Raw genomic sequence first — 13,935 nt, forward strand, 5'->3', positions numbered from 1 at the left:
TTGAATCTTTTACCTAGCAGTTCAGGAAATGTAACAGCATTTAATCTTGAACCCATTTCTCTTGTCTTAGGACCAAAGAATGCAAAGGCTATAAAAATACCAACAAAGATGTTCAGGAAAACTAGCCATAATAGACCTAAACCAAGAGAGCCAGCAACTCCTCCAAAGCCTACTATAGCCGCAGTACTGATGAAAGTTGCACCATAAGAAAGAGCTAGAATGAATGGATGAATGTTTCTACCCGCTACCATATAGTCAGAATCTTTAGACGTGCGTTGGTAGCCGAGCCAACCTAAATAGAAGATAACCATAAGATATATTAAAACTACAATTGAAAGTAAAACAGTATTCACTGGCATTTCTGGACGACCTCGTCATCATCCCCTTTATTCCACTTCAGGCCTCCATATATCATGCACCCCAAAGCGCTTAAAATGCAGAGAAAATAAGCTATCCAAATTTGTGGATCTTCAATACCTAGCATTCAACTCATCCTTCCGAATATAATAAATACACTAAATTAAGCTGCTCTGTGTTAACAAAGAACACATCACATTAGGTGAATATAACTATTACATAATAAAATTAACCCTTATTTAAGAACTCGTCAGTCGAACATACAATTAATGCAACATTATTTTGGATATGACTAGTCTTCTCATCCTCAGTTGCATTGATCAACCATTTTTCTGCTGAATGAATAGTATGATCTCCACAAATAAAAATTAAAGTGTTGCTATCTAAATGTTTTAACAAATCATGGACATTTGTATCAATCGATTTACCAGCTTTAATTATATCAATCCATGTATTACTTCTATGAGCATACCTGTCAATTGACCTCAAGTGCAATACAATTAAAGTTGTACCTCTCAAAATCTCTTTAATTGATAGTTTTTTTGTCATTGCATCAAACTCTAGAATATCTTTAGAGTCAGGAATTCCAATAGCATTGTCAATCAAACCTTCCATTGCTTTTGCACCTTCAGCTTCTATAATCAAAGAAGATGCAATACCCGATTGATGACCCCATTCTAATATAGATTTTGTTTTTAAGCTAGACAGGGTTTTTTTTCTTTCAATAATAATATCTTTTGTAAAGTTGATTTGATGCTCAGATGGATAATAACCAGTTAATATAGAAGCTATTGAAGGAGTAGTAGTAGTTGCAGGTGATTTACATTTGTAAAAGAAACCTTTAGATGCAAGACAGCTTAGTGTTGGCATATTATGCTCAAGATGATTATATAGGGAATACCCTAAGCTATCCACTATAACTACAATAACTTTTTTAACTTTGTTTTTTTGGGCATAATTAGATAAAGCACTATTAATCTTACCTGTAGGTTCAGGCATTGTTATCTTTAAAATATTAGCTATTGTAGGTGCAATATCAATTAATTCAACGTCAAATTCACTATTCAATCATTTCACTCTTAGTTAATTATTAAGATTAGTTACTAATACTATTTCATTGACACTATTTTAATGTTAATTATTTAGTGCAAGATCAAAATACTGCCCTGGCATAAATAGCTGCAACTATTACCAAAAGTCCATTTATTAAGAAAATTTGTTCAAAAGACAATATGGAGATGAAAAAACCCGCAAATATAGGTAAAAGTGCAAGCCCACCATAAGTTGCTGTATTGAACAATCCCATTGAAAGACCACGTGGTACCTTCATTTTTGAAACTGCTACTGGTAATCCCACCATACCAATGCCTGAACCTGCACCTAGTACTGAAAAGCCTATTATTGGATAATTAATAGAAATAATAGCACCAATACCCGTAAAAAAAAGACCTGTATATATCAAAGATCTATAATCATAGCTTGATCTTCCTGCAAAAAAAGAAGTTGCCATAGCAACAAAATAAATTAGTGCTAATGAGCCTCCAAGTTCTGCTTTCGATAAGAACTCTGCACTATAATCAGGATAGAATGCAATAAGCACAGCCGTACACCCAAATAACAAAAAAGTAAAAATCCATATTTTTCCCTGTCTTATGTTCAGTAATGAATAATAAATAAGTGAAATTCGACCTTTTAATGTGAATGGTAAACCCATAAATGCGTTATCTTTTAATGCATTCTCAACTGGAATCGAAGTCATCCTATATATTGAAATTATCAAAACCAATCCAGACATTAAAGTGAAAATAAAAATGCCTGCTCTTATATGAATTGATGCAAGAATACCGGCAACTAACAACCCAAAACCAAGCCCAGCATTCAATAGAAAATTAAATTCTCCGAAATACTTTTTCCGTTCCTCAAATTTTGAAAGTATTGAGAAGGCTGCAGGAAAAAATGCGCCACATGCGGTTCCTTCTAGTATCCGTGCTAAAAATAGTATCCAAAAATTATTGGAAGTCATAATTATGGAACCAGATATTAATGTCAACAAAATACCTAATGTTATTAATTTTTCATTTCCATACCTATCAGCAAGTAATCCAAATGGTAACATTGTAACTAATGCACCCAGGAAATACCCAGAAAATAATAGGCTAGATGAAAGCGGTCCATAAGGAGCTTGACTCAATTCCACTAATTCTGGGATTATAGGAATAACAGCGTCAGATAACCCCATTATAATGAAAATAGTAATGTAAATGATAAATCTATCAATATTCATTTTATTATATCCATCAGAGTTAACGAATCGAAAATATTATCCGAAACAATAAAAGATGCAACTAATTAACTTTTTTAAAAAATCAAGCTGATGCATATTATTTAGAGGTAAAAGCTTATTTAACTAAATTTTCAAATTAAAAATTGATAATTTCTTAAAGTTGCTATCTTATCATAAAGTTTATATAAATTTTAAAGATTCAATAGTACTTAAATTTATAGATTAAAATAACCTTGATCATCTACTGTGAACTTGACTTAGCATGAGAATAAAAAAAATCCAAAATATAATTTTTTGTAGCTGATTATTTTACTATGCTATTTAATATATTGATTTATATATTTAGTTATCCAATAATATTGACATTACTTGGAGTTTCTTGGATATTAAAAAACAAACCATTACATTCATCAAAATAGTTACTTACTCTAAAACCCATTAAATCAACGGGTATTTCAAAGCCTTCAGAAGAGACCATAACATTATTTCTACCTAAGCTAGAAAATGCTTCTTCTTTAACCAGCTTTTCAACTGGATCTTGTATCTGTTGACCTAAAATGTTCTTTATTTTTAAGATAGTATTTATGTTCTTTCCAATGGCATCTTCTTTTTTCCAACCTGTAAGTGATTCTGCATAAGTATTTAAGTGTTTGACAGTACCATTTATATCAGTCGCTACGATAGCATCCTCAATATTATTTAATATAGAAATTAGAGCATCTTCATTCCTCTTCTTCTTAGCTTGTGCAATTTTATGACGATATATTGTAATCTCTATATTAGATTTTAGTTCATTTTCTTCGAATGGTTTGAGTAGATAACCAAATGGTTTTGTATATTTTGCTCTTTCTAACGTCAAATCATCAGAATAACCTGTAACATAAATAATAGGGATATCATACTGATTAGATATCACATATCCGGATTCGATGCCATCCATCTCTCCTTTCAAAGATATATCCATTAAAACTACATCTACATCTTGAGCCTTTGTTATATCTATAGCCTCTTCACCTGTAGAAGCAATATTTACAACAGTATAGCCCAATGCTTCTACACATTCTTTTAGGTCATGAGCAACAATGATTTCATCTTCAACAATAAGAATCTTTGTTTCATCCATAATCATAACCTTCTCTCAGTTAGTCTAATTGTAAAACTTCAGTTATTATTAATATATATGTACATGTATTAATACTCTTATGTCCATGCATATAATTAAATTATAAGTCAAATTAGTTAAACCTATAATGATATCAACAAAGCTAAATATCTTTCTTTTTTAAATAAGCAAAAATTGTCTACATGTATTTTTATGTACAAGCCTTAAGCATAATTATACATGAAAGTGGAAAAAATGTATTTTTACTTCAAACCTATCATTTAAGTTCAAAATATCCATAATCGTCCATATCTTCCTCAGTCGATGGATATATTATTATCAAATTACCTTTAAAGAAGAATGCTATATCATTAGGTAGGTCTTTTAAAGATGAATCCCAACCAGGTGTATTTATTCTAGAAGTTACATATACAACCATGTCGTCAATATTATTTTGTCTTTCTCGCAATTTCTCTAACAATTCTTTTCTACCCGAACTAATTTCAAATGAAAAAGGAACATCTAAGTTAATTAATTTGAATACTTTATCATAAGCATCTTGAATATCTTCAAAAGTGTGAATAGTTATAGAATAGCCTGTTTCTTCAGACATTCTTTTTATTGTCCTTAGTGTCTGATATATACCGGGGTTAGACAAGCTTTCACGAAGTAGTATCAATTGAATAGTTGCAATAGTGGAAAGTGGATGCTTTAAATGTGAGACTAATACTAACTTGTCTGTATTATCAAGAACCTGATCAATAACACTACCTATTATGCTGCCTCTTACAGAGCATGTACCATCCCATCCAAGTATTACAGTATTGATTCTATTTTCTTTAACTGATCTAATTATCCCAGAAGCAATATTATAATTCAATCTTATTTGAGGTCTCAGCTTTAACTCCGCTGTAGATACATATCTTTTTGCAGATTCAATGACTCTTTCGGTTTTAATAATATCTTTTTCTGAATCTTTTTGTATCTTAACAACAGAAATCGTATGTATGGGCTCGTCACTTCTTCTATCTTTTATAATCATTGCAAGATCAAATAACAAGAACCTACAGCTTGAAGTACATGAAAACGGTACCAATATACGTTGATCACTTTCACCAGGATCTAAGGGTGAACTTTCAGACAGGGATACATACCTGCCAAATTTATCAACAAGTGTTGGACTTAAAATTCCAATAACAAATATCATTAGTACTACACTATTAATCATGTTTTGGTCAAATATGCCAGCTTCAAAGCCAATAAGAACAATTGCTAATGCAGCTGCTGCCTGGCCAATAGATAGACCAAAAATACTCATTACATGATTCTTATCGTACTTATATATAGTTCCAAATATCCATGACGCTAAAAGCTTTGTTATTAGTAAAAGACCTATTAACCAAAATGCAGTCATTAGTTCATCTATTTCATTTAAAAAAATTTGGATATCAACAAGCATACCAACAGATAAAAGGAAAAAAGGTATAAACAGAGCGTTTCCAACAAATTCGATTCTGTTCATCAAAGGACCTGTATTGGGTATTAATCTATTCAGCACTAACCCTGCAAGGAATGCTCCAATTATCGCCTCGACGCCTGTAATTTCAGCTACAAAAGCGCAGATAAACATTACTGTCATTACATATAAAAATTCGAAATAACTTTCATCAGTTAAATTGCCAAAGAACCACTTTGAAATTATTGGTATTATTGTCCAAGCACCAATAAAGAATAATGAAAGTCCTAAAATTATTTGCAGCCAAAAAATAAACCCTACATTAGATTCAGTTGAAGATATAACGGCTGTTAGCACCAGCAATGCCAATGTATCAGTTATAATCGTTCCACCAACAGCTGCAGTTAAACCCTCATTTTTGATAATTCCCAGTTTCTTTATTACCGGATAAGCAAGTAGTGTATGTGAAGCAAATATTGCAGCAAATAACAATGATGCACCGATTGAAAAATTTAATACATAAATCCCTACAAGTGTTCCCACAGTCTGTGGTATTATGAAAGAAAGTAATCCAAAGACAACACTACGATCAATTTTCTCAATGAACTTGTTGACATTGATTTCAAGCCCTGCTAGAAACATCAAGTAAAGCAACCCAATCTCGCCTAAAAGAATAATAGTTTCATCTCTATCCAATATATAAAGTGCATTTGGTCCAATTAGAGCTCCAATTAAAATAATTCCAACAATACCGGGTAAACGATACAATTTTAAAAATAAAGGTGCTGTCAAAAAAATAAACATAGCTAAAGCAAATATTAATGCAGGATTGGTTATTGGAAAGATTGACATCATAGTTTAATTTCCATTGAGGGCTCTGGGATAATAGACCCATCAACAAAGTATCCTTATTTATTAAGTTATAAAAGGTTTTACAATCAACTTAGTCTAGCTAAGATATTACCAAGTATAACTTAAAGAATAAAGTATTTTATGATAACTAGCCTAAATATTTCACTTCATCTGATAAATTTAATGTAAAAATAACAAAAAAAGAAAGAACTACTAAAATAATGGGAGTTTAGTAAAAATACAGTTTATAAATTACAATATGAATCAATATATATTTAATATTAGTTATTTTATAGTGCCTATTATATAACATATATTATAAAGTATTAATTAAATATAAACTTTCTATATTACATAATAAATAGTAATTTTTAAAAAATATACTTTAAAGTATCTATTTTATAGAATATTTTTGTTTTTTCTTAGCTTATTTTGAAAACATTCTAAAAAAACTATACTATTTACCACTTAAGTTTGCTATTTTTAATTCTATAGTTCTATTTTTATATATTCATTTTCTTGCTGCAACCTATACACTATTTGACTTGTTTAATATTATATAAATATAGATTTATTTTTTTAATTTGCAATCTTAAATTAACATGTGTATAAAAAAAACAGACTCATTTAATATGATCCTTGCATCAAGAACGTATATAGACTATTCTTATATAATATGTGAATGAAATAGTGTTTACTCAAGAATATATGTTTTTAGCATCTTTTTTGCATTAAATAACGGAGTAGTCGGTAGAGATACCTTTATTCATATATAATATGGAATAATTGAGTGAACAAAAGTGCCCATATAATGGCCAAATTAAATCCATTTTGATATACTATAAGAATGAATCTGTTTATTACAAACATGCCAGGAAAATATTTTTTTTAGGAATCACTTTAAAGTTCACATGATTTTTTTCCAGATTATTTGTACTTTTGTTAACTCAAATATATTTAAGTTAAATTATAAAATAGTATTAATTAAAGTGGAAATATAAATATAAAAACATTAAATTAATTATATAAAAAGTACTAAATAATAAGTACATTACACTCTAATATATTTATGTATTAATATATTAAAACATATTATTATTACAAAATTATATTATTCAATTTATTATATTTTTCTTATAAAATTAAATGTATTTTATTTTTATTATATATTTTTATGAATAATATTTTACAAGTATGTTTTTGTTGCAGGAAATTAGCATAATTTAAAAGTGAGACTTGCCAAATTAGTGCTTGTAATTCACACAATTTAAATTAATATTTTGATACCAAATAATTCTTCAAATAATGAATATTTTTGTCGAGCACGGTAAAGATTTTGGCGTATATATTTTTCACCTTTAGACTTGGCCTGCAATGCTTCCAGTTCTTTTGGAGAAAAAACAAAATAGAGTCTTTTTTTAGAGATTTCATCGATTTTTTTAATTGATACTTTTTGTTTTTCATCGTACTCTTCTATGCCTTTGGATTTTACATACTCAAAGAATTCATCTATCTGATAGTCTTCAATCCAATCCCATAAACTATCATGCCAAATTGAAAATATTAAACTACAGCTAACACATCTTGCTACAATTATATTATAACTAGATCCATCTGATTTAGTTAATTCATGATAGCTAAGACTTTCTAGCCCCATAGTACATGAGATACATGTCCCAGTTTCATTAATCTCTGTGCTGGTCGGTGTTAAAAAATAAAACTTATCTAATATTAAAATTCTATTTTTATAGTCATATTCCTGATACAAAAAACCCACCTAGATAAGTCCATTTCATCATAAATAATAACAATAACAAAATAACTTTTTCTTTTTTGAATGAATACGTGTTGATTAAATAAATAATTGAGGATTAATTATTCTTATTAAAAAAAGACTCTTGAGCAATATATTTAGAAACTTATATATAGCAAAAAGTCATAACTTGATTATGTGCTAAAGATAAATGGAGGCAGCACTATGGAAGCTATCCGTACAAAAATTAAGCGAAGGTTGCAAAGATTTATCGAATTAGATGTAAGCGGGCTTCGAAGATATATATTATCGCTTTTTTTAAAATGCAAGAAAGTAACTGTTGATGATTTACATCATGCAATTACCAAAGAATATAGCACTTCAAGGAGTGCTGTTGCATCAATGGTAGGCTATATTCATTCAAAGTTGGGTATATTAAGTGCACACAAAGAATCATACAAAACTCCCATAGTTTATACACTAAAGGATGAGTATGTTGATTTGATTACTAATGTTCTCAATAAAACCAATAAAAATTGTAGCTCTTCAAATGGTACATGATTTTAGGTGCATTTACTGTAGGCATACTCATGACTAGCATAAAAGATGCACCAAGAACCGCAACAACTATTGTTGTAAGATCAGATTCTAATTCCAGAATTACCCATTCAAAAGATCCATTTTACAATTTAATGAGACGTTTGTTCCAGGAAGAAAAAACAGCAATTCGGGGAAAAACATTTCTTAACATGGTAGAAGAGCGTCAGAGAAAAGGAAATCCCATCAAAACAAGTGAATGGATAACTATAATAGAGGAGTTAGAAATAAGTAGAGCATCATTTTATTCAATGAGAAATAAGTTACTTGGTGCAGGACTGATTTCTAACAAGAACAGTGAATATAAGTTATCTGGCCAATTCAGTAAGGATTTAATAGATATGGGTAATTGGTGGTGGACAGCTGTTCTTGGAAAAAATGAAGATTTATAAGAAAACTAACATTCAAGGTTTCTATTTAGACTAGACCTAATAAATGAATTAATTTTCTTCTGGAATAACTATTGCAAGTATAATGTATAGCAATACACCAGTACCAAAACTCATTAGAGTCAAAATAACAAAAATTATACGTACTATTATTGGGTCCAGATTAGCATATTCACCTATACCACCACATACGCCTGCAAGAACACGGTCGTTTTTACTTCTTTTCAAGACTTTCTTAACATTTTGTTCTTCTGAACTATTAGATATAGGTTCTTTATAGTCGTCTTCTGAATTATTAAAGTTATCATAATCCTCTGATTCATCGACATGTTGAGCATCATCATCCATATTTTATCACCAAGTTCTCCCAATATAATATTATGTTTCTATAAATGTATTATAAAGACTTGTACTGAGCTATTTATATTTTATGCTATATATAGAAAAGACTTGCTGAAATTAATTTAATTTTTAGCGTACATTAGATACAAATTAGTACGGAATGGTTTTTTAACTTGTAGACCTTTTTTAAAAGAACACTTTAAATGACAAAAACCGATAAGTTAATATCAGATTTTTACGTTAGTGTCATTAGCTTTTTGAAGCCCGGTAGTGTAGCGGTCAATCATGCGGGACTCTGGATCCTGCAACCACGGTTCGAATCCGTGCCGGGCTACTCAAAAAATTGTACTAACAATTGAATTTTCTTTATTTTAAAACAAAGTTAATTTAATAAATTGTTTTAGGTTTCAGTCCTTAATAATATAATTATTTAATTTAACGTTTCAGTTTTTAAAAAAGAGTTCACAGTTTCTAGTTAGGCATTTTTAGTTTAGATAAACTATTTATAGATTATTAGTTTTTAGTCTTTAATTGGCTAGGGGTTAATTCATGAAAATAGGTATTTTATCTGAAGATAAAAACTTGTATTCTACAAGAAGATTAATAGAGGCTTCAAAAGAAAAAGGACATGAAGTTAGAGTTATAAACACATTAAGATGTTATATGAACATAACTTCGAAAAGTCCAACAATTCATTATAGAGGTGAAAATCTCGAAGACTTTGATGCAATAATTCCAAGAATTGGACATTCGATTTCTTTTTATGGCGCTTCTGTTGTTAGACAATTCGAAATGATGCATGTTTTCTGTTTAAATGAGTCAGTTGCTATCACACGTGCAAGAGATAAATTAAGGTCATTACAATTATTATCAAGAAAAGGAGTTGGCATGCCAATAACTGGATTTGCACATTCTCCGGATGATATAGATGATCTTATAAAAATGGTTGGTGGACCACCTTTGGTAATAAAACTGTTAGAAGGTACACATGGAATTGGAGTTGTGTTAGCTGAAACTAAAAGTGCAGCAACAAGTGTGATTGAAGCTTTTTTAGGTTTAAAAGTAAACATAATGTTGCAAGAATATATCAAAGAATCAAATGGTGCAGATATTAGATGTTTTGTGATTGGCAATAAAGTAGTTGGTTCGATTATTAGACAAGCTATTCCCGGTGAATTTAGATCAAATCTTCATAGAGGTGGAACTGGTATCAAAACCAAGCTAACTCCTATTGAACGAAAAACTGCCGTTGAGGCCGCTAAAATTATGGGCTTAAATGTAGCAGGTGTTGATATATTACGCTCAAAGCGAGGCCCTCTTGTCATGGAAGTAAACGCATCACCAGGCCTAAAAGGTGTTGAAGAAGTTACCGGGAAAAACATTGCAAGTTTAATCATTGAGTTTATTGAAGATAATTCAAAACCTGGTAAAACAAAAACTAGAGGAAAAGGTTAAAGCTGAAAAGTCATATAAACTAAATGTTATGGTAAAAACTTCAGTTCCTGTAATCATTGGAGATACAAAAATATTTCCAGGTGAAAAAAAACTGATTGAACTTTCAATTTCAGGAATTTATACTCAATCACCAATTTCAATACCAGTTCATGTAATCAATGGAAAAAAAGATGGGCCTGTTTTGCTTATAATTGCAGGAATACATGGTGATGAAATTAATGGAATTGAAATAATTCGACGTTTACTTCGGTCTTCTAAATTCAAAAACCTAAATGGTACATTAATAGCAATACCTATAATAAACATCTATGGATTTATTTCACTTTCTAGATATTTGCCAGATAGACGAGATCTTAACCGATCATTCCCAGGTTCTGAAAAAGGATCATTAGCTTCAAGGCTTGCTAATATGTTGATGAGTGAGATTATAGTAAAATGCACTCATGTTATTGATTTACATACTGGAGCCATACATAGAAGCAACCTTCCTCATGTAAGAGCAAATTTAGAAAATAAAAATACAAAAAAAATAGCTAAGTCTTTCAGTTTACCTATAATTCTCGATAACAAATCAATCGATGGCTCATTGAGGCAAGCATGTGACGAACTTAACATACCTTTAATATTGTATGAAGGTGGAGAAGCATTAAGATTTGATGAATTATCTATTCGAGCAGGTGTTAAAGGGATTAGAAATGTAATGCATTATCTCGATATGTTACCTACAAGAACAACTAAAAAAGCAAGCAGTATTTTACCAAAAATAGGTAAATCTAGTAAATGGACACGAGCACCGACCAGTGGTATATTTCATCCCATGAAACAATTAGGTGAACAAGTAGAAAAAGGGGAATCCATTGGAATTATAGTCAATCCCTTTGGAACAGAAGAAACATCAATAATATCATTAACTAGTGGTATAATAATCGGTAGAAATAATATCCCTATGGTTAATGAAGGAGATGCTTTATTTCATATAGTTTCATTCAAGGATACCAGTTCAATCTCACCTAAGATTGAAGTATTGGAAGAGCTTGGACCTTACATATCAGGCCCCTTGTTCGATATTCAAACTACTAAATGAATGGAAAATTAAACTAAATCAAACATGCCAAGTCGAACTCTTATAAAATTATAAATTTCTTTAGCAATATTTATATTGCAACATTGTTCAATCCCTTCAAAGCCAGGAGATGAATTTGCTTCACACACTTTAAAGTGTTCTCCATCATATAGAAGATCAATACCTGCAATCTCTAAACCAAATATTTTAGCAACCTCTGTAGATAACCATTCTATTTCTGGTGTAATTTCAATTTCTTTAACTAAGCCACCTCTAGAAAAATTTGCTTTGAAACTATCACCTTTTGCAGATCTTTCGATGCATGCTACAGCTCTACCGCCGATGGTGAAAACTCTTAAGTCTTTACCTCTACTTGATTCCACAAATTCTTGCAATATAATATTCATATTACTTTTAGTAGCTTGGATTAGCTCCATTAAGTCTATGAAGTTAGCTTCATGTTCTGATAAAAAGACTCCACTACCCTGAGAACCAGATACAGTCTTTACAATTAATGGAAATCCTAATTTATTCTTTACTAATTCTACATCTATTGGATACTTTGCTAACATTGTTTTAGGTACTGGAAGACTTTTTTCAGCTAAAATTTGGTGTGAATAAAGCTTATCTTTCACCAAGTCAACACTGCTTGAAGAATTTATGGTATAGACACCCAACTTTTCAAGATGCCTGATTACCGCAAGTGCAAAATAGGTAGTTTCCGCACCCATCCTAGGTAATAAAAAGTCAGGTAATGGAACAATTTTTCCATCAAGTAATATACTATCTCTATCATCTTTTGTCACTATTAGTTCAAATTGTTCTGGCCTAACAACTGATATCTCAATTCCATCAGATTTAGCAGCATCTAAAAAGCTATGTATCTCATAGTTTTCTGGTCTAACTTCACGTTTAGACTCTTTATATAATATCCAGCCCCTCATAATAAAAATCCTTATTTAATAAAGTAGATCAACGTTAAGAGTTTAGCCCGTCTTTAAAGATTTGTCTGAATTGTGAATGGTAGCATCTCAAGTGCACGTTGATACTTTTCCCTCAATTCAGCCCTACTATTGCCTCCGATATAAATTTCAGCGAGTTCATAACTATAACTATCTTGAAGTTCAAGGTTCTCGAGTTCTTGTGTCTCTTCAACTAATACATTGACAACTGTACCGGGCATTTCTTCTTCTACTTCTTTTATATCATCATTTGTTGGAACTTTCATTACAGTTCCGACCTCAAATGTTCGTAGCATGAACTTAGAAGCATATTTAAATTTACCGTTGTTTCCTAAAGGAGCAGGGTGTTCACCTAATGCAATTTGTAGCATAATCTGATGGTGAGAGGTTCCATGAACTTTCTCAAACAAATCAGCATGGGACTGAGATATACGGGTGTTGACTTCAAGTAAATAAACTTCTTCTGTAAAATTGTTATAGAAAAACTCCATATTAAATGCAGAATTGTCCAGATCTATATGCTTTATGAAAGTTGTGGCAACTCCTATAATCTTATCCTGTACCCATTGAGGTAAAGAGGAAGGATATTCATAAGATGAAAATGATGAAAAATGCTGTTCTTTAAGAGAATCCACTACACCATAAACATTTACTTCACCATTGAAAACATAACCTTCAATGGTACACTGTCTACCATATAGGGGACTTTCAACAATACAGCTTTCTTTTATCTTTGAAATAGAGTCTGGTACTTCATGAAGTTCTAGTAACTTCAGAAAAGGCTTATGAATAAAATTAATGCCTTCCCTAATCTCTCCAAGATTTTCTTCAAATTGTTTTCTATTTTCAATTTCAAAAGCCAAATATGATCTAAAAGACCTGAATGGCTTAATCCAAAAAGGAAACGGTAATTCTATATTGTTAAACACATTCTCATCAAATGGATCAACTGTTGCAAAAGCTGGAATGTTATTGGGTATACATTCTTGTTGTTCAAGCCTACTCCAAAACTTATGCTCACACTTTAGTACACTTTCAAAATCAGGACCCTTTAACCCAAATTTACTTGTTAGAATAGGTACAATATCCTGCGCTGGAAAATCAAAGTAAGTAATGATTCCACTAGGTTTTCCTTCAACAGCATTTATGCGTTCTTCTGCAGTAGAAATTAGTTTCTCAATATCAAAATCATCAACATTTCTAATCTCATCAATGTCTATTGCAGCATGAAATTCACAATTTTCAGCTGCAGGTACTTTTTTAAGTTTTTCAAGATTGAAATTGTCCATACCTACAATAAAAATATTTTTTTTCATGGAAATA

General features: G+C 30.7%; 14 protein-coding genes and 1 tRNA gene. 5 read left to right on the top strand and 10 right to left on the bottom strand.

Going from position 1 to position 13,935, the window contains the following annotated elements:
• The 7 genes from J2T59_RS09430 to J2T59_RS09455 form a co-directional block, all read right to left on the bottom strand.
• On the bottom strand, nucleotides 1-359 hold a 359-nt coding region (locus tag J2T59_RS09430), incomplete at its 3' end, for a sodium:solute symporter family transporter (RefSeq protein ID WP_445468602.1).
• Nucleotides 350-484, bottom strand: a complete 135-nt coding sequence (locus tag J2T59_RS10245) for a symporter small accessory protein (protein ID WP_374761090.1) — start codon at nucleotides 482-484, stop codon at nucleotides 350-352. The genes J2T59_RS09430 and J2T59_RS10245, both read right to left, overlap by 10 nt.
• A gap of 101 nt (nucleotides 485-585) precedes the next feature.
• A complete protein-coding gene (locus J2T59_RS09435; RefSeq protein WP_259135685.1) occupies nucleotides 586-1,425 on the bottom strand; it encodes an alkaline phosphatase family protein in 840 nt (279 codons plus the stop codon).
• 85 nt (nucleotides 1,426-1,510) lie between these two features.
• Nucleotides 1,511-2,641, bottom strand: coding sequence for an MFS transporter (locus J2T59_RS09440; RefSeq protein WP_259135686.1), 1,131 nt, complete (start codon nucleotides 2,639-2,641; stop codon nucleotides 1,511-1,513).
• Between the two features lie 346 nt (nucleotides 2,642-2,987).
• On the bottom strand, nucleotides 2,988-3,764 hold the full coding sequence (locus J2T59_RS09445) for a response regulator (protein ID WP_259135687.1): 777 nt from the start codon (nucleotides 3,762-3,764) through the stop codon (nucleotides 2,988-2,990).
• A gap of 256 nt (nucleotides 3,765-4,020) precedes the next feature.
• On the bottom strand, nucleotides 4,021-6,054 hold the full coding sequence (locus tag J2T59_RS09450; protein ID WP_259135688.1) for a cation:proton antiporter: 2,034 nt from the start codon (nucleotides 6,052-6,054) through the stop codon (nucleotides 4,021-4,023).
• 1,264 nt (nucleotides 6,055-7,318) lie between these two features.
• Nucleotides 7,319-7,819 carry a hypothetical protein gene (locus J2T59_RS09455; protein ID WP_259135689.1) on the bottom strand — a complete coding sequence of 167 codons (501 nt, stop codon included), beginning with the start codon at nucleotides 7,817-7,819 and terminating at the stop codon, nucleotides 7,319-7,321.
• Between the two features lie 210 nt (nucleotides 7,820-8,029).
• Between J2T59_RS09455 and J2T59_RS09460 the strand changes: the two genes are divergently transcribed.
• Both J2T59_RS09460 and J2T59_RS09465 read left to right on the top strand, forming a co-directional pair.
• Entirely contained in the window at nucleotides 8,030-8,365 is a 336-nt protein-coding gene (locus tag J2T59_RS09460) for a DUF2551 domain-containing protein (RefSeq protein ID WP_259135690.1), read from the top strand.
• Nucleotides 8,366-8,394: 29 nt separating this feature from the next.
• Nucleotides 8,395-8,793, top strand: coding sequence for a hypothetical protein (locus J2T59_RS09465; RefSeq protein WP_259135691.1), 399 nt, complete (start codon nucleotides 8,395-8,397; stop codon nucleotides 8,791-8,793).
• A gap of 48 nt (nucleotides 8,794-8,841) precedes the next feature.
• Here the strand turns inward: J2T59_RS09465 and J2T59_RS09470 are convergent, their stop codons facing one another.
• Nucleotides 8,842-9,138: a PspC domain-containing protein gene (locus J2T59_RS09470; protein WP_259135692.1), complete on the bottom strand. Its 297-nt coding sequence runs from the start codon at nucleotides 9,136-9,138 to the stop codon at nucleotides 8,842-8,844.
• Between the two features lie 255 nt (nucleotides 9,139-9,393).
• Here J2T59_RS09470 and J2T59_RS09475 point away from each other — a divergent pair.
• The 3 genes from J2T59_RS09475 to J2T59_RS09485 all read left to right on the top strand — a co-directional run bounded on the left by J2T59_RS09475 (nucleotide 9,394) and on the right by J2T59_RS09485 (nucleotide 11,671).
• A tRNA-Gln gene (locus J2T59_RS09475) sits at nucleotides 9,394-9,466 on the top strand.
• A gap of 215 nt (nucleotides 9,467-9,681) precedes the next feature.
• Nucleotides 9,682-10,587: a 30S ribosomal protein S6--L-glutamate ligase gene (rimK, locus tag J2T59_RS09480; RefSeq protein ID WP_259135693.1), complete on the top strand. Its 906-nt coding sequence runs from the start codon at nucleotides 9,682-9,684 to the stop codon at nucleotides 10,585-10,587.
• Nucleotides 10,538-11,671: a succinylglutamate desuccinylase/aspartoacylase family protein gene (locus J2T59_RS09485; protein WP_259135694.1), complete on the top strand. Its 1,134-nt coding sequence runs from the start codon at nucleotides 10,538-10,540 to the stop codon at nucleotides 11,669-11,671. Before rimK ends, J2T59_RS09485 begins: the two co-directional genes overlap by 50 nt.
• 8 nt (nucleotides 11,672-11,679) lie before the next feature.
• Here the strand turns inward: J2T59_RS09485 and J2T59_RS09490 are convergent, their stop codons facing one another.
• Entirely contained in the window at nucleotides 11,680-12,594 is a 915-nt protein-coding gene (locus J2T59_RS09490; protein ID WP_259135695.1) for an ATP-grasp domain-containing protein, read from the bottom strand.
• 53 nt (nucleotides 12,595-12,647) lie between these two features.
• Nucleotides 12,648-13,928, bottom strand: coding sequence for an ATP-grasp domain-containing protein (locus J2T59_RS09495; protein WP_259135696.1), 1,281 nt, complete (start codon nucleotides 13,926-13,928; stop codon nucleotides 12,648-12,650).
• Nucleotides 13,929-13,935 lie beyond the last annotated feature (7 nt).

It is taken from the genome of Methanosalsum natronophilum (assembly GCF_024808815.1).
Lineage (GTDB): Archaea > Halobacteriota > Methanosarcinia > Methanosarcinales > Methanosarcinaceae > Methanosalsum > Methanosalsum natronophilum.